A 19,302-nucleotide genomic window follows, 5' to 3' on the forward strand; every position below is an offset into this window, starting at 1 on the left:
CATCTTTAACTGTTGTTCCTTCTGGTAATTTTGTTAAGTCAACGTTGTCTGTTAGGTCGACTTTGCCGCCTTTTTCTACTACTTCTGGTGTTACTTTTGGTTCGTTTTCGTCAGCTTGTGTTTTTGCCGCTTCTTTTACTGTTACCGGCACATCTACTGTATCTTTTGAACCATCCGGATATGTTACTTCCACTTTTCCTGTGTAACCACCTGGTTTATTTGTATCAATCGTTCCAGCTGGTGTTACGTCTGCAACTTTTGTTCCTTCTGGTAGTTTTGTTAAATCAACGTTGTCTGTTAGGTCGACTTTGCCACCTTTTTCTACCACTTCTGGTGTCACTTTTGGTTCGTTTTCGTCAGCTTGTGATGCCTTAACTGTTACCGGCACATCTACTGTGTCTTTCGAACCATCTGGATATGTTACTTCTACTTTTCCTGTGTAATCACCTGGTTTATTTGTATCAATCGTTCCAGCTGGTGTTACGTCTGCAACTTTTGTTCCTTCTGGTAGTTTTGTTAAATCAACGTTGTCTGTTAGGTCGACTTTGCCACCTTTTTCTACTACTTCTGGTGTCGCTTTTGGATCATACTTATCTGCATCAGGTGTACCTTCTTTTACAGTAAATTTTGCTTCAACTGTATCGGTTGTACCATCTGCATAAGTAACAATAACTGGTACTGTGAAGTCTTTGCCCACCTGGTCTTTAGTTGGTGTAATTGTGATTTCACCCGTTTTTGGATCGATGTTAATACCCGCAGGAACATTTTCTGCATTAGGATCAATCTTGAATGGGTTATCTGTTGCCAATGGTACATCACTTGTCGCAACTTCATTACCATTTTTCTTAGTAAATGTTGGTGTTACAGATGCTTTTTCACCCACTTTTGCTGTTGTATCTTTATATGCCGGTTCATGAATAATATTTTGATCAACAACTGCTGTAAATGAATCTACTGCAAGTGCATCAGATAATTCAGTTGTTTTTGTATTTGGTAGGAAAATGGCTGATGTATATGTCGCATTTTTATCTAAGTCTGCTGGTACTGTAATTGGTACTGAATCAAGTGTTCCATCTACGCCAGAGACTTTAGAAACTGGATCACCGATTGCCACACCATCTTTAAACCATTGAACTTGGTATTCATGCGATGGCAATAAACCACCTGATTTAGATTCAACTGTATCTCCTGGTGTCGCAAAGTTGTCAGTAGAATCATAAACCAAAATATCATGCATTGGTTGTGGTGCTAATGCAGCAAAGTTTTGATTCGCTCCGTTTGCAGCTGCTAACATTTTTGCATCAAAAATATCTGCACCCGTAGATGCTGAAGTGAACATATTATTTTGATAGTTGTTACCCCAGATTGCATAATCCTCAATCATTGGTGTGATATACATGTAATCAGAGTTAATATGTCGATGTTTTTGACCAATAGTTCCATTCCACTGTAAAAGACTATTGTGCGCTACATCTTCATCTTTCACTAATTGACCATATTCATCATCTGTCACTTTATGAGAAATTTTCGCACCACTATTTTGTTGTGTTGCACTAACGCCGTATAGACCTTTGAACGGAATGTAATATTCGCCTTTTTCATCAACTGTACCTACTACTGTTTCAGCAATGTGAGAACCTACACCATGTTCAGCTTGGTATTTTTTAACAATCTCAGCTTGTGCAGCTTTAAAATCCTCGATTGTATACCCTTTATTATTCTTTTTCCACTCATCGAATTGACGTGTTACTTCGTCATTAACGTATGAAGCCACTACTTTAACACCTGTTGCATTTACATCCCACGTGTCTTTTTTCCATGCACGTGAGTCAGAACCAGATGGGTCATTTGTTTCATACCATACTGTACCTGATACTTTACCGTAAGCACCATCATTCGGCCAGATGCCATCTGCATTTGGCGATGTTGTCCACTGATCTTTTGGCTTCATTAACCAGTCATTTTGATTTGTTTTTTCTTGAACTAGTACTTGACCATTAACTATACGGTTAATACCAGCTGTAAAATCCCAAGATTCATTTGTACGACTTACACGTGTATGGAAACCATATTTTTGGTCACCATGTTTAATAACATTATATTTTTTAGGATCTGGATTTTCTACCCAAGTTCTTACGGCAAAGTTATCATCACCTGCTAATTGGAATTTTTGTTCTTTACCAGTACTATCGATTATTGGTTGTGAAAGATCAAATACATAAGAACCATCAGGATTTGTTATTGTGTAATAAACTGGCGATACAAAACCTTTGCCATTTACCCATTGCAAGTAAATTTTAGTGTTTGGTAATGGTTCAGCACCAGCTTCATTAGGGTTGTTGATATTGCCACCTCTATAAATCCAAGCTTTACCTTCATAACCCTGATGTTGACCTTTTTGACCTGGCGCATAGATTGCGTCTTTTTGTGCCTCTTGTTGTAACGCACTATCTACTGCACGTGTTGTTGTATTTGTAGTTGCAGCGCGTGTTGCTGTTGCTGGTACTGAACGTAACATTGATGTAGCTAATGGCTTCTCAACCACAACATTTTCATTTGTTAATGCTGTTTCTTCACGTACAGCTGCTAATGTCCCATCAATATTATACTTATTTTGCTCATTGGCTAAATAATCAACAAGCGCTTGTTGTAATGCTTCGGGTGTTACATCTGTTAAGTTACCGTTTAAGTTACTTACAATTTTGTTTGCTTCTTCCGATGAAATATTCTTTTCAGCTGCTAAGTAATCCGCTGCTGATGCTTGATCAGTTACTGTTTTAATATCAGTTGCAGATGCTTTTTCAGGCTGTTCTGTTGCGGCAGATGTTGTCGCACTTGTAGCTTGTGTATCAACAGCAGGTGTTGTATCGGCTAATAGTTCTTCAGCTGATGTGTCTGGTGCTGTTACAGTATCTTCCACTTTTTCATCTGTTGCTTCTTCAGCTGATGTGTCCGCTTCTGTTGCATCGTCCACTTTATCTGCTGTTGCTGCTTTTTCTGTTGTTTTATCTGTCTCTGTAGGCGCTTCGCTAGTTGCTTCTTCCTCGGATGCTAGGCTATCTACTTCTGTTGCAGTCTCCTCATCTGTTGTTTTTTCATCTATCGATGCTTCTTCTGTTGAAGCTGAATCTTCAGTTGCCTTATTATCTAGTTCTTCAGCTTGTACATCATTATACGCACCAAATACTAATGTTGCCCCAACTAAAATCGAGGCTGTCCCAACTGCGAATTTGCGAATCGAATACTTGTTTTGCTTGTTAGGCAAAAAATCGAAATGCTGTGAATTTGTGGTTTTTTTATTAGCCATTTTATTACTCCTTTATAAGTAATTAATGTCCAAATCTAATTTAAATTTATATTGGACAATACACTTAGAATGCTAACATATAACTTATAATTTAATGACTATTTATTTCATTCTAAAAAACTAATAAAAAATAATAATTGCATATTTAAAAATATGACAATATGCTTTAAAAATCACAATTATAGTGTCAATTAGTCACAAACATATATAGATAAGTTGGGACATTTTTGTTCAAACGCACAATATTAAGAGGTAAAATATAATTAATATTTATATTAAGTTTAAAGTGTGTTATATATTGTCTAACGTAAATTAAAAATTTTGGTTAATCGTATTTGATAAACCACATTGATACGTATTAAGAGGATGATCCAGTCAAATCCAGATGTAGGGAACATCATAGAAAATGGTGATTTGGATTTTCAGAGGGAGCAGTAATGAAATGGTAAATCAACATTGGGCACAAATGGTTGTTAAAAAAATCGCGTCAATTATAAAAAAGGATGTGCAAGTAGTTAATAAAAGCGGTCAAATTATTGCATCATCAAACTCAAGTCAGCTTGGTGATATACATCAAGCTGCACTACATTCTATTCAACGTAACCTACCTATAGAAATAGAAGAAGAAGATATGAATTTTTGGAAGGTGAAATCACCAGCAGTTATCTTACCTTTCGAATATCAAGATACGACATATGGAGCACTTATAATCTCAGGAACACCTGAAGAAGTACGAGAATCCTCTCGTTTACTGAAAGTTACTGCAGAATTTATTATCGAGCAAGAAATTGAGCGATCAGCTAAATTTAAAAGCTCTTTATCTCGTACACAAATGTTATCTAATATACTATTCAATAAAGATATGACCTCACATAGTTACAGCCGTAAACAAATCATTGACTTTCTTGGCTTGAATACCAAAGTAGCTGTTGCATCTATATTCATTAATACAACTAGCAAAACAAAGATTCGTTCCATTAAAAACACGCTCAGCAATTGGCAACTCTACGATGATGACATTCTAGAATTAACACCCCAAGACTTACTTTTTGTTTTTAAAACAAATTCAAATCGTGGTAAGACACTAGAAGAATTAAAACAGTTTATCGCTCATTCAATCTCTCTAGATATTTTTGAACGAACGCTTATTACTGTGGGTGATTTCAACATAGGTATTCAAGGTTTGATTCAATCTTATAACGAAGCCCAGTCACTCAGAAAATTGGTGTTATCAATGAACCAAACAGAAGGCCTCTATACTTATAAAGATTATGAATTCGAAGTGATATGTCAAAATATCCGTAAGTATTCTCCTGACAAAGAAGCTTCATTAATTGTAAACTATAAAAAACTTGCTTCTTTTGGTGGCGATAAATATCTTAATGAAACAGTAGAAGCATACTTCCGAAACCACGGTAAGCTTGTTAAAACAGCAAATGATCTTTACATTCATCGCAACACATTAAATTATCGCATTAAAAAAATTCATGAAATCACTGGTTGGGACTTAAATACAATAGATGGCATTGTTTTACTGCGCATTGCACAGTATCTCTATAAAACACGCTAATCACTTATCATGTACTAAAATAAAGGTACAATTATACCATTTCATATAGTAAAAGTTGTTAATTTCCACTTTAGGAATTTAACAACTTTTTTTATGTAATATATAACAAACTAGCATGCGTTCATCTTCAGAATATATACTTTTTTATTCGCAAAATGATTTTCTTGTTTCTAAGTCTTGAGATATTTTTCATGAAAAACTAGAGATTTCCATCTGTTCATTTTCTTCTATAAAAATAACTTTAAAAACAACTTTCTTATAAATTGATAACAATTAAATCTTACACTTTCTTATATAAAGATAGTATATATATTATGGTAAATTTATTACCCGCATTTTATGAAAAGAATGTTTATATCGTACAAAACCTCATTAATAGCAATACATTGCTTTATTAAAAACCCTTTCATTACTACTAATTTTATGTTTTCTTCACCTTTAATGTTAATTTCCAATTATTTTTTGACAAAATCAAAAAAATTGTATATAAAATTTAATAGTACATATACGATTATATGGATTAAATTTTATGAACATAACTTTATTACGTGTGGAGGTTACAACTGTGTTCCCAAAAATATATCATTTAGACACTCCCATGATGCAACCTGCTCGTTGCTTTGATGGTATCCTACTTGTATTACCACTCAATCAAGACGCAACTGTTATTAAAAAGGAAGGTACCACATATAGCAACGAAAAAGTTTATTTAATTAACGAATCGGATCTCTATGAAATTAATACACACGATGCTTTGTTATTTTTCTTGCCAAGCAGATTATTCAAAGCCATCGACATCAATATTTTTAGTGCTGACTTTGCGATTCGAGAACATGACGTACTGCGCGCTGATTTATTCTTACTCTTCAAGTATTACCAAGCTGGTGAACAAGATGAATCTCCCGCACAAAACCTTATAGTACATATCCTCAAAGGGTTTAAACATCTGACACATACAACAAGTTCACATTCCATAGATTATATGCTACATCAAATGATTAACTATATACGTAATCATTTACAAGAACGTATTACATTAGATGTGTTATCGAAAAAATTCAATGTATCACCATCCTATATATCGACACTGTTTAAGCAGAATTTAAATATAAACTTTTATGACTATACTGCTTCGCTAAAAATTGCGAAGTCTTTAGAACTACTCTCAATTGACGACACAAAAATTAAAACTATTGCAGCATTTTGGCACTATCCAAGTCCAACAAACTACATTATTAATTTCAAAAAATACATGGGCATAACACCCAAAAAATACAAGTCTCTATCATTAGATGAATATGAATTAGACGTACCGAACATTACATCGGACATGTCTACTCTAAAACGCTTATATCTTAACTCAGCTAATGATACACATCAAACAACGATTTTTATTGATGATACATCCATTGACCAACCTCCCTTGACGTTCTTTAATCTCGTTGACATCGGGTTTTACCACAATATAGACAGAATGATCCATACACCAACCTTTTACTACAATGACTTCATGAATTATAAAACTACATCTTATATCTATATTAATGAACCTATTGAACATATCATCACAGATAATATGCAAAAGATTATCTTGAAGTTGAGAAAGTTGTTTCAGATGAAGCTCTCTATTGCGATAAAGTTAAACGATATTCAAAGCTATCATTACGTCGTTAAAGCAATTGAAGACTTACATTTTTTAGAAAGTGCGCATCTACCTGCTGCACCATTTTATGACAGTAAGTTACTATTATTGTTAGATTCAAAACATTTTAACGTCAATGATATTAAACGTATTAAACGTAATATATATGGTATACGCATTGCGATTGCTTTAGATGTTACAGATTATTTTCTCGAAGGTCATTCGATTGACGAGACTGTCTATGAACTTAATCCAGACTATTTCGTATTAGATTACCAGAAAGTTAAAACACATTATCAAGCTACAACACAACAAACATATAGTGAGCTACAAACATCTTTATATCGATTCTTGAAAACCCAGATTAAGAAAGATAAGGCAATCTTTTTGAATTATGATGTATTTTATACACCTGATGTTCTGAGTAACACTGGCTTGTTTTTAAAAAAATTATTAAGTGTTCAACCTTATCTTGCAGGTGCTACCATTGGTCTAATACAATCACCGACACAAAAACATCATGTCGCACTCTTTGATAGCATTGAAAATAAAACAACTATTTATTTTCTTGGTATTATGATGCTTAACTTCTCTGTATATCCATGCTATTATGGTGAAAATTATATTTTGACACGTACGAAATATAGCTATAACTTACTTTTGTATAATGCACAATCAATCGAACAAGTCTTTTATATCACACTACCTGATAAACATACTACTTCAAAAACACTTGTCTCAACAGAAATACTCAACAGTGACCACGGCGATGCAGATAGTATGATTTGCGCTCGCGTTAGAGATAAACATCATTTCCCAAATTCACTAAGATATAAACTGAGTCAATGTAATACACCACACTTGAATGTGGATGAACACGACTTTAATGATGGTGCTTATGTAACACATCTCCCCAAAAAATCTGTTGCCATGATTACGCTTTATACCTCATAGGAGAATGATGCATCTGTTATTTTTTTACTTGTTAGATGCATCTTCTTATTTTAATATATATTCACAAACTAAGATTTCAGACCTCATTTCACTTTTCTGATTGGAACTCATTGTACGCGTTTATCCGTTCACCCACGTTTTGGTCGTTCGCACAATAAAACAGACATAATGTTACTTTTGGGTTTTATTTAAACTCCATTTTCTTTACCATTTTATTGAGCTAAATTAAATATGTATTCATAATTTTGTCTTTCTATTTATAACGGAGATGATAGCAATGATAAAATAAAGTAACCCAATTAAAAATATTCTTTTTTTCACATAAAATGCTCTATCGCATAACTGCCTTTTTTATCATAATTTTTAACAATAGCAACTGGACTTAATCGCTTTTTGATGTTGTCAAACATGAACAGTAGCTAATTGATATGTGTTGATACTTTTAGTTTGCTACTTATATAATCATTTTTGCAAAGGTACTACAATGAGGCATTAACAAATTTTTCTGTAGTGCCACAAGTTCTGCTGAAGTGCTCTTTTATCTCTCCGATTAGTAAACTTGCCAAAGACTCACCTTGTTCAATTTTACTACTAGGAATGCATAGTTTCTCTCTACTGTTTACTTGAACCAACTTTAAACTATACGCACATCACGACATGTCCTTCTCTATTTTTATCAACATCACTTATTGCTTTAAATCACTTTCTTGATGTTATCTTGAGCTTGTCGATAGACTTCACCTATACGTTGAGCCGCCATACGCCCTCCCATAATATTGCGTGCAAACGGTCCTAATTCAAGGTCAGCAAGCATTCCTGACACAAAAAGTTTTGGCAACCATTCGAGTGATGTATTAATAACAGGAAAGCCCTCAACTAACTTCGCACCATGACGCTGTACGAGCGACTGGATCAGTGGCTGTTGCATTAAGTCTATTTTGAAGCCAGTTGCTAAATAAATACCATCATAGACTACTTTCTTCCCATCGCTAACAATTGTGTGTGCCTCAAGTGCATCAACCGGTGTTTGGTGAATCATTAAGCACTCTTCTTTTTCAGCACGCATGAGTTTCATATACATCTCTTTAGGCATCGATCCTTTATGGCGTTCATGACGGTTGATAGCAATACGTTGTTTCAAATCTTCCTCACAGTGAAAACCGCGTAAATTTTTAGGGCCTAACCAACCCGGATCTGCATCAAAATCAAAGACTTCCAATGGCTTTTTCAACCACAAATGAATCGGTGTTGAGCGCTGTTCAGCGAGCAACTTCAACACTAAATGTGCAGCTGAAATTCCGCTCCCAACAACATGTGATGCAGTTGTTTGTGTATTAAAATCTGGCTGATGAATATGTTGAACATCTGGTTGATTGACATACATATCTGGAATATAAGGTGTATGATGCGTTCCCATAGCCAAGATGACATGTTGCGCAGTCAAAAGTGTATCGTTGTCTAAGCGGACATGCCAGTGTCCATCTCTATACGCAATGTCACTCGCACGTTGCTGAATATGACAAGATGATAAATCATATCGCTGTATCCAATAATCTGTGTGGTCGAAAAACATATCTAATCTTGGGCGTTGATAATGTCCCATCATCGCTTGTGTATATTGATGTTTTTTTGCAAATTTTTTCAGATCAAAAGGTTCTGGATGACAATGATGAACAAGTGGTGAACGCAAATATGGCATGCTCAAACGTGTTGTTTGCATTTTAAAGTTTTCCATTAATGCATGATTAGGATCTACTATTCTTAACTGTTTCGCTGGCAACCCTAAATAACGTAATTGTAGCGCAATTGTCGTTGCATGCACGCCACCACCGATGATAAGCCATTCGTACATAATATCTCTCCTCTATTGTAAATCGAAATAATTACGTTTTATAATAAAGGATGTCTCCTTACATTGCAAGACTGAACCTCCTCACATTATTACGCAATCGCACGAAAAAAAGCCATCTACCTAATAACTAAGATAGATGACATTTATCATATATAAGATGTGGACGTATATTATACGATTGGTGAACCACCTGTCACACCATAAACTTGTCCTGTAATAAAACTTCCACTCTCAGAAGCTAGTAAGACATAGATGTCCGCAAGTTCAACAGGCTGTCCAGCACGTTGTAATGGTTGATTCTTACCAAAGTTTGGAATGCGCTCTTGTGGTTGACCACCACATATTTGTAACGGCGTCCAAACTGGCCCAGGTGCTACTGCATTGACACGAATACCTTTAGGCCCAAGTTGAGCTGCTAATCCTTTGGCTAATGATACATTACATGATTTCGTCATTGCATAATCCAATAAATGTGGGCTCGGTTTTACCGCTTGGATAGATGACGTTAAGATAATACTTGCGCCTGCCTCTAGATAATTAAGCGCCTCTTGAATTGAATATACCGTTGAAAAAACATTCACTTCAAATGTATCTGTTAATTGTTTTGGGTCTAACTTTTGAATATCATATTCAAAGCTTTGCATTCCTGCATTCAATACAAGGATATCTAAACCACCTAGCTGATCGTAGGCATCTTTAACCATTTGACGTGCATAATCTGCAACACGTAAGTCTCCTGGTAATAACACCGCCTTTTGCCCAGCTGCTTCAATCACTTGCTTCACTTCTTCTGCGTCTACTTGTTCATCTGGGTGATATGCAATTGCCACGTCTGCGCCTTCTTTCGCATAAGCAATTGCAGCTGCACGCCCAATACCTGAATCACCACCTGTTACAAGTGCTTTTTTGCCTACCAACTTCTCAGCACCGCGGTATGATGTTTCACCGCAATCTGGTACGGGTGTCATATCTCGTTGAATCCCTGGATAAGGTTGTAATTGTTGTTCATATGTGTCATGAAAATATTGTGTTAATGGATTTTTGTTTGACATACTAAAACCTCATTTCTCAATTGATTGTTCATGCTCAACGTACCAAAAAAACTCAGAAAAACAAAGTAAATTGTCTTCCTGAGTCAGTGCATAACTGCAGCAATCATCAACACGAATACCAAATAACTTGATAAATGTTCACAATCGTTACTGATATAAAATATTTATTATTCACTCTGCTTTTTGGCATTCCATTTAAATCTGCCCAAAATTATCAGTGCACCCAACATACTAATTAACCAGCTACCAATTGTATGCAGTTGAGACGATATGACACCTTCATGTCTTCCTGTCTCAGGTAACAATACCTTTTGATTGTTTGACAACTTATCATCTAGCTGTTGCGTCAATGCATGGTACGCCCTTTCATCATTAACAGTATGGTTACGTAAATATTTCGTGCTTATCTCTTGTGGCTCTTTCGTCATTATCATTGGAGTCTTATCGTTTATTCCAACGTCTTTTAACTGATACCATGATGAACTTACTGAGTTACCCTTCGTCAAATGTGCCTTTTGAACACGCGATTTCAAATCTATAACGACGCCAGTTGACGCTATAATCGGTTGTTTCATGTTTGTTTTCGTTACTGGTGGCTGTTCCGCCGTTATGACAGACTCCTCAACCACATCTGAATGTTGCATTTCAGCATCGAGTGATTCAGTGTTCTCGTCTGTTGTTACGGGTTTGTCATCAATGGACACTGGTGGCGTTATCGTCTGTGATGTTGTACTGTGTGTAGCATCATTCACTTCGTTATCGACCGGTGTCTCAATTGTATGCGCTTCATCGTTTAATCTCTTAATCTGTAACTGTGCACTATCTGAGACTTGACCAGCCTTATCCAATGCTACAGCTCGCACAATATCTTGATTCTGTAATTCGACAGTTTCAGGCAACGTTATATACCATGCCCCATGTTCATCAGCTTGTACTGTATACATCTGACCATTAGGCAAGCCAACTTGTACACGTACTCCCGCATCACTATGCCCCAATATGCGATTTCTTACTTCATCAAACTGTTCAAACTCTGGCGTTGACGGTGGAGGCGGCATCACAATTGTCTGACGTACAAGCTCTGAAAGTTTATACCCTTCTTTGTACGCTTGAACTGTCACTTCTCCTGACATATTCAACCTTTCAGTCTCTCTAAGTTCCAATGACCATTTACCGTTATTATCAGCAGTCACTTGGTAAGTCTGTCCTGATGGTACTGTCACCATTAACGAAGCGCGTGCTACAGATGTCCCTTGAAGCTGCCCCGCGCCATATCGAACGTCCTCGATATACGGTGATGCCAAACGTGTCTGTGGATCTAAGTATGGAGTCAAACGTGCAATCAGACGTTCACTCTCCGGACTATGAACTAACTGAAGTGCTTGAACAAGTCGATACAGCGGCACACGCATATCACTTTCAGGGAGTGATTCCTTCTTTGCTAACCAAGCTTCCACATCTTTTTCTAATGTTTGAACATAGCGTCTATTTGCATCTTGTTGTGTTTCATTATTCACAATAAAACCTTTATCCGTCAGTGTATAAGTGACTGTTTGCATATCCGCATCTTTCATTGCAACTGTTTCACCCGTTTCAATACGTTGAACGACACGACGTTGACGAGGCTCTCGATGTGTCACAGTGATTGTATCTCCTACTTGTAACTTTCGATACATAGTTACTGCTTCACCTGATTGATTACCTATCATAGATTTGTCTACTAGCACTCGACCATCACGGGTACGCACAGTCACATGCGCATATTCATCAGAAAAATATTCATGTGGTTTTTTGGCATATTCTTGGTAATTTAAATATCCCGTTTGCGGTTTATATACCATGCGCGCAAACACCTCATCTCCAAGTCCTTTCAAAAGAATTTGTTGTGAAACGAATTGTTGCGGTTGCGCACTTGATGGATAGTTTAAAGTGATTTGATTAGAACCATTTTCACGCACTACAAGATACGCATGCTCTGGTAGCCCATTATTCAATGTTGCAGGGGCTACTATTTGATACACACCTACACGCAAATGTTTAAATTGTGCTATTCCATTATTAACTACCGCTTCTGCAACTTTTTCATTCCCATCTAACAACACAACTTGCGCATTGTCACGAAGTTGTTGCCCTTGCAGATTCATGTGTACAGTTGCTTGTGTCTGAATACGTGTATCTTTAAGGTCTATTGATTTCACTAGCTCGTATGCTGTCGCCAAACCTAGACGATCCATATACTTTTGACGTTCTATCTCATCTTCAATAAGCATTGCTAACGGATAAGCATATGAGTGACGAAACGCATTCACTTCGTCTCTCAAAAGACGTGAAATGTCAATATTATACAGATCAAAATATGCCAAGCCATTCACGCCCTGTGCTGCTAACCAATCTTTAGCCACCCATTTAGGTACATCAACTGCAGTATTCCCTTGTGCTGCTTGTTCTCTTATCGCTTGGTACATACGTGTCATACCATCAATCCCCGTCAACCTAACTAAACGCGTCATAAAATCTAATTTGCCTTTGAAGCCACTCGTACTGAATTCCAACTTATTGTTTGATGATAGCAATTTTTCATGAATATCTTGCTGAAACCCTTGTTGATTTTTACCATACAACCAGCCATTTTGTTCGTGCTGAATGGTTTGCTCATATTGATTTGCCAAGACATTGTTGATAACTTCGCCTAATCCCATACGATCATCTTGCTTCATCCAACCATCATAGCCATGGCCAATCTCGTGTAGCACTAACCAACCACGTTGTAAATAAGGTGCAATGGACGGACTATTCGTCCCTGTATGATCTGTAGACCAATAGGCAGCACCAAAGCCATTTTTATTCGCTACAATAAAGTATTTATTCCCAATGTTAAAGTTAACTGACATCGCATCATCAACAAATCCTGTCCATTGATTGTAATGACTGATCACATCTTCATAATAGTCTATCATCTCATCTAATGACTTAAATGATGCTTTATTTGTTTGTGTTTTCATTGATAGAACATGTTCTCTATCCTGACGTGGTATTAACATTGCATGATGCGTACCATCCACATACGCATAGGCTGAATCTTGATCAATCCACTGCTGCTCAAAAGCTGCTTGATTTTGACCTTTTCGATATGTCGGTAATGCTTTGTCTTTTTGCTGCTCAACATAATATACTACATTCGGTAAATACGTAAGTCCTCTTGGCATATAGACAAATGCCGCACTATCTATTCCTGTCTCAATAGACACCCATTCCCCTGTTTTCGGAATCACTTTGTTTTTGTTGTAGTGACCATCATTCGTCATCAAACTCACACGCAAATCTGTCGACCTCTCAGCCCCCGCTTGCTGAATGTATAGCTTGGTATTCGCTGGAACAATAATTCCTAAGCTATCTCTCGCTTGATACGTGCCACGTTGCATTCCCATAGACTGGGCACTATTTGAATTTTTCAGTACTGCTACCGGTTTCTGATAAATACGTTGTGTCTCACCATCTACTAGTTGTTCACGTACTTTAGGTTCCATATCCATTGATACATGTGTGTCATTTGCGCTACGAAACCCTGTTGAAGGACTTATCTCGTCTGGTGTGTCGCTTCGTTCTATCCCATTATCTTGTCTCTCTGTTTCTATTGCTGTGCTACTTGTTGCCCCCTGCAAATCATTACTTGGTGCTTCCACTGACGATACATTCGAGCGCTCTGTTGACACTGCCGTATTTGCTACGTCTTCTTGATGAGGTTCAGCCGCTTCGTTATTAGATGTATTAGCCGTTGTCTCTGGTTGATTTGAAATATTTGTTATTCCTTCATCTTCCGCTGCTTGCACATTGCTAGAATGCCCTATCCATAATAATGTACCGAAAACAACTGATACCATTCCGATATTTAATTTACGCAGTCCATACTGACTTCTTCTTTCAAACTCCACCTTTTCTATCATCCCTTTCCACATTAATATTCATTCATAGTATTATAATGATATGTTACCAAAACACCCGCATTTTATGAATAAAACGATGCAAGTATGATGATTTATATGATTATTTTGTAAAATTTAGCAAGTTACATCTAAAGTTTGATATATTTTCGCTACTCTAGACTAATGTAATTGAACCCCATATCGCGTAGAATAAATTCACATCATAGAAAGGAAGTGACAATTATGCGTTTAATTGGGAGAGTCATCCTTGCACTTGGACTTATGGTACTTGTGGCAAACTACTTAGCACAAGATAAGCCCATGTCCATCACAGAAAGTAAAGATTATTTAATGAGGCAAGAGCCTGTTCAACAATTCTTGAATAGTAAAACAATGCAAGCCATTGAAAACTTTGAGTTAGAAGAGATTATGCCTTCTGACCTGCTGTAAATGAAAAAGCCATATATTTTGACTTATCTCGTCAAAGTATATGGCTTTTATCTATTCTTTATTCAGTGCGGGTTTTAATAAAATACGAGTGAGCACCATCAACACGAGTAATAAAATCATTGTTACACTTAATACGATGCTATATGGCACAACGCTTTCAGGCCCTTGTATCCCAATCAATGGTGCAATAGAACTACCAAGCACAAATTGGAACAATCCAAGTAAACTTGATGCACTACCACTCCCACCAGTACGTGCTTGCATAGCGAGTGAAAATGCAATTGGCCCAATGCCTGTCACCGGCGCCACACACAGTATAAAGCCTCCGATTAGAACCGGTAATGGTAAATGGCATAATAACACTACAACTACTAACGCAGCGCCTAACACTTGTACAACAATCAATCCAGCTAACACACTCAACTGATTGAAGAAGCGTAATAAAATATTCGCCACTTGACTCGAAATAATCAAACCAATACCTGTTAATACCATTAGCATACTAAAATTTTGTGGCGATAATCCATAGACATTTTGTGTGATGAATGGTGCACCTGCGCCATAGCTAAAAATCATCACATATGTAACGCCTTGTAAAAACATTGGGACTAAAAAGTGTGGCGTTTTTAGTAGACGTCCAAAATCTTTGAAAATATCTCCAAAGTTATCATGCGTTTGATATGTTGCATTCAATGTCTTCATCTTTGGGTGCGTGAGTACGGCTAAAAACATCACCGCACCAATAACTGCCAATGCTACAAAGATCCCTCTCCATTCAGTCACTGTTAATATAAGCGCACTCACTAATGGTGCTAAAATAGAGATAATACCATTTACAACCATCAATGCTGTAAAGAAGCGGCTCAATATTTCGCCTTGATACAATTCACCAACTGTTGCACGTGCAATCACAATCGCACCACCACCTGCAAGCCCTTGTACAAGGCGCGCCATAATAAATAGACTCACACTACTACTCAACGCACTGGCTAATGAAGCAATCATGACTAACGCTAAAATTGTTAATACTAATGTTTTACGAGGTACGCGATCAGCAATCACACCAAAGATAAACTGCCCAAATGCAATTCCAATCATCGCAATAGATAAGGTTAATTGAACTTGGGATGTCGACGTACCTAGATCTTGTTGAACCAATGGTAATGCAGGGCTATACATATCTGATAACATCGGACCAAACGCTGTCATCGCCCCTAATAAAATAATAAATGATAAATGAGATAAATCTAACTTTGTCTTTGTCATATAACTTTTCTCCATATCTCTCTATAATGTCAAAGCTTTTATCTTACTTTTTTTCAACAACCGCACGTATATAAGCTGCATCAGCACCCTTAATTTTAAGCGGTAAACCAATAAAACGATAGTATCCATCGGTAACATCGTCTAAGCATAAGTTTTCAAGATGATACATGTGATGCTGTACCAAACGATGATGGTTATCTAACGTTTCTGAATTAATCGGATCTACTGAAGGTACATCAACACCTAATACTTGTACACCAAGATTTGCTAAGTAATCAATGGCATCACTTGTTAATGTTGTGATGTCAGACGGAAACACCATAGGATTTGCGATATTGCGTGTCTTCAACAATACAATCGTTCCTTTTATCGAACATTGCTGTAAATCATCTCGGGTGATTGTTGTTGTCTCTGTAAACGTCAATATTGTCGCATCGCCAATCAGACGTTGTATATCAAGTTGATCTACCGTCCAGCCGTCATTCGCTACATGTTTTGCCGCATCGATATGTGTACCTATATGATTACTACCAGAGATTTCGCCAATATTCGCAACACCATTGTCATCTTTTGTTGAGAAGAAACGCAATGCAAATGGCGTATCTCCCGGCCATGGGGCAATTGCATCAGATAGCGTGTGTGTAATATCGATCCACATTATCATCACTCCTCCTACCAATTGTCTTATGTATAAGAGTAACTGCCAGAGCAATTATTGACAACATAAACTTCTATGATAATTGCAAAATATGCCATAAAAAATAAGGCATGACAATAAAATCTGTTGTTCGACTTTATTGCCACGCCCTATCTATCGTTCATTACTCTGTTACATCTGATTCCTCAATACTAAGCCACTCATTAATATTCGATTCAATACTACGTAATTCACCATCATGTGGCTTATCCAACACGCGCAAGAAATCGAGATGCCCAACTTCTGGATAAATAACACTGCGCACATTCGCGCCTAATGCCTCAAACTTTTCCATCGTTTCTTTGGAGTCTTTGTTAGGAAAAATAACGTCATCTTCTCCTAAAAGAAAAAGTACATCAGGCATTTGTGCAATCTCATCCAAGTCAGCAAGATAATCTGAACGCAATGTATACAACAAATCAGTGACCATCGCATCAACTGGTGCAAAGTACTCTGTAAAGTTAAATGTGTTTTGCTGCTTTTTTGAAATACCTTGATCTAATATAAGCTCAGGAATGCTTTTAATCATCCCATCTTGGTTATCGGAATTCATATCTTTGACCAATTCCATCAAAAGCTTGGATATACGTAATTCTTTGAAGTCAATCTTAGCCGCACTATTCAAATACACCAAATGTTTGATTGGCAACGTGTTATAAGCAGCAAGTTTTGTGGCAATCAAACCACCCATTGAGTAGCCGATAATAGCCATTTCTTGAATCTTTGCATCGTTCACGATTGATACAAGCGCTTCATTAATTCGCGTTGCATAATCGACTAAACTATGAGACATGCGATCTAGTTCTGTACTCTCACCACGTCCAGGGCAATTGATGAAAATCAAGCGTACACCGTGTAAATACTTAGCAAAAACCGTCATAATCTTATATGTCATAATTGCACCATGAATCAATACAACAGCACGGTCTGACTTGCTATCTCCCATCGTCACAACTTCGAGTTGTGTGTTGTCATGGTCTACTAATGTCATAATCGTTTGTTCATAATTGTTTAGTGACATAAACTATCCTCATACCATTCTATATATAATCTATTTCCGATAAATATATTACATGTATATATTATAGTAGATATACGTCACTTTGAGAATGCTACTATAGCTGTAATTTTTAATATTGTTTGACACCCCATAACTTTTCCTCACACTTTTGGATAATATATTTCAACACTTGAATACGTGCCGTTTTCTTATGATCTGCTGGCACAATCAACCATGGGGCATATGGTGTATCTGTCTTAACAATCATATCGTGACTCGCTTCCAAGTATACATCCCACTTCTCACGATTTCGCCAATCTTCATCAGTAATCTTCCATTGTTTGTTCGGGTCTTTTTGGCGATCCTCAAAACGCTTCAATTGTTCATCTTTATCCAATGATAAGAAAAACTTCAAGACAATAGCGCCATCATGCGTCCACATCTTTTCGAACGTATTAATCTCCTCATACGCACGCGACCATTCATCACGTGTCGCAAAACCTTCTACACGCTCAACAAGTACACGTCCATACCAACTACGGTCAAAGATGCTAATATGCCCACTCTTCGGCATCACTTTCGCAAAGCGCCATAAATAATGATGGTTAAGCTCTACATCTGTTGGGGCACTCGTTGTATTCACTTCATAGCCTGTTGGATCGAGCAACTGGCGTACACGCTTAATGTTACCGCCTTTACCTGCCGCATCCATACCTTCGTAAACAAGTACTAACGGAATCTTTCTTTCATACAAGGCAAATTGCAACTCACGCAAACGCAACTGCAATGATTCTACAACTTCTTCATATGTGCGCTTCTTAATTTTTGTCGTCGATGGGTTGAACATATCTGTTGCAAAACCTTCTGTAAAACAACCATCAACATCACGTTTGCTTTGTTCTTTTCGTTTTATCGCTTTTTTCAGACGCTTAATTAGATGGTTATACATATGTTCAACAGCTACTTCACGTTCTGTATAATCAATCACTTTCCAACTCTTATCTAATAACGTAGCAAACGAATCTTGATAAACATCTGCTGGAACAACGTCTTCATATTCTTGTGCTTTCCAATTCGTCAGTGGATTATCTTTCATCTGTGCAATATGTTCTTGACGCTTTTCTTCATCTATATCGATATAATATTTAATGACTTCATGCTGATCATTTATCAACATATCCTCAAATGCCTGAATATCGTGGTATAGGGTATCATAATCTTTCAATACCTCTTGCTTGATATGATGTACTTTATAGTCGATATAATGTGCATACCAACTGCGGAAATAAATATTAATATCCCCTTTTGATGGCAATGTTTCCCAAAATGTTTGTAAAAATTGGTAACGTAAGTCTTCATCAGACGGCGTCTTTGTGGCAATAAAATGTGTATACTTAGCATCCAATGTGAGCAATAATTCGTTCGCAAGGCGTGTCTTACCTGAAGCTGGTACACCCTCAAAAACAATCATTACTGGAATCCCTAGTGCATGTGTTTTACGCGTTAACTCTGCTGCTTGTAACTGCAATTGTTCTAATTTTTCGTTCATATTCTCACCCCTGTTACTTCTATTATACTGAATGAAATTT

11 protein-coding genes are annotated in these 19,302 nt (G+C 36.9%); 3 read left to right on the forward strand and 8 right to left on the reverse strand.

What is annotated here, in order from left to right:
• The coding region (locus tag NXS11_RS09225; protein ID WP_306345066.1) for a Rib/alpha-like domain-containing protein at positions 1-3,307 on the reverse strand (3,307 nt) is incomplete at its 3' end.
• Between the two features lie 442 nt (positions 3,308-3,749).
• Here NXS11_RS09225 and NXS11_RS09230 point away from each other — a divergent pair.
• Positions 3,750-4,877: a sugar diacid recognition domain-containing protein gene (locus tag NXS11_RS09230; RefSeq protein ID WP_259200715.1), complete on the forward strand. Its 1,128-nt coding sequence runs from the start codon at positions 3,750-3,752 to the stop codon at positions 4,875-4,877.
• Between the two features lie 598 nt (positions 4,878-5,475).
• Positions 5,476-7,473 carry a helix-turn-helix transcriptional regulator gene (locus NXS11_RS09235; RefSeq protein ID WP_259200716.1) on the forward strand — a complete coding sequence of 666 codons (1,998 nt, stop codon included), beginning with the start codon at positions 5,476-5,478 and terminating at the stop codon, positions 7,471-7,473.
• Between the two features lie 694 nt (positions 7,474-8,167).
• Here the strand turns inward: NXS11_RS09235 and NXS11_RS09240 are convergent.
• The 3 genes from NXS11_RS09240 to NXS11_RS09250 all read right to left on the reverse strand — a co-directional run bounded on the left by NXS11_RS09240 (position 8,168) and on the right by NXS11_RS09250 (position 14,321).
• Positions 8,168-9,325 (reverse strand): FAD/NAD(P)-binding protein, encoded by a 1,158-nt coding sequence (locus NXS11_RS09240; RefSeq protein ID WP_259200718.1) that lies wholly within the window; start codon positions 9,323-9,325, stop codon positions 8,168-8,170.
• Positions 9,326-9,495: 170 nt separating this feature from the next.
• Positions 9,496-10,377 (reverse strand): SDR family oxidoreductase, encoded by an 882-nt coding sequence (locus tag NXS11_RS09245; RefSeq protein ID WP_259200719.1) that lies wholly within the window; start codon positions 10,375-10,377, stop codon positions 9,496-9,498.
• Between the two features lie 167 nt (positions 10,378-10,544).
• Positions 10,545-14,321, reverse strand: a complete 3,777-nt coding sequence (locus NXS11_RS09250; RefSeq protein ID WP_259200720.1) for a putative mucin/carbohydrate-binding domain-containing protein — start codon at positions 14,319-14,321, stop codon at positions 10,545-10,547.
• A 222-nt stretch (positions 14,322-14,543) separates the two neighbouring features.
• Between NXS11_RS09250 and NXS11_RS09255 the strand changes: the two genes are divergently transcribed.
• Positions 14,544-14,750 carry a hypothetical protein gene (locus tag NXS11_RS09255; RefSeq protein WP_259200721.1) on the forward strand — a complete coding sequence of 69 codons (207 nt, stop codon included), beginning with the start codon at positions 14,544-14,546 and terminating at the stop codon, positions 14,748-14,750.
• 51 nt (positions 14,751-14,801) lie between these two features.
• Here the strand turns inward: NXS11_RS09255 and NXS11_RS09260 are convergent, their stop codons facing one another.
• The 4 genes from NXS11_RS09260 to NXS11_RS09275 form a co-directional block, all read right to left on the reverse strand.
• Complete coding sequence (locus tag NXS11_RS09260; protein WP_259200722.1) at positions 14,802-16,016, reverse strand: Bcr/CflA family efflux MFS transporter; 1,215 nt, start codon at positions 16,014-16,016, stop codon at positions 14,802-14,804.
• 43 nt (positions 16,017-16,059) lie between these two features.
• Positions 16,060-16,674: a cyclase family protein gene (locus tag NXS11_RS09265; RefSeq protein ID WP_259200723.1), complete on the reverse strand. Its 615-nt coding sequence runs from the start codon at positions 16,672-16,674 to the stop codon at positions 16,060-16,062.
• A gap of 163 nt (positions 16,675-16,837) precedes the next feature.
• The gene (locus NXS11_RS09270; protein WP_259200724.1) at positions 16,838-17,734 is read right to left on the reverse strand and encodes an alpha/beta fold hydrolase; all 897 of its coding nucleotides are present in this window, start codon (positions 17,732-17,734) and stop codon (positions 16,838-16,840) included.
• A gap of 109 nt (positions 17,735-17,843) precedes the next feature.
• On the reverse strand, positions 17,844-19,262 hold the full coding sequence (locus NXS11_RS09275; RefSeq protein WP_259200725.1) for a phosphate--AMP phosphotransferase: 1,419 nt from the start codon (positions 19,260-19,262) through the stop codon (positions 17,844-17,846).
• Positions 19,263-19,302 lie beyond the last annotated feature (40 nt).

Origin of the sequence: Staphylococcus americanisciuri (assembly GCF_024814435.1) — a bacterium.
Taxonomy (GTDB): Bacteria; Bacillota; Bacilli; order Staphylococcales; family Staphylococcaceae; genus Staphylococcus; species Staphylococcus americanisciuri.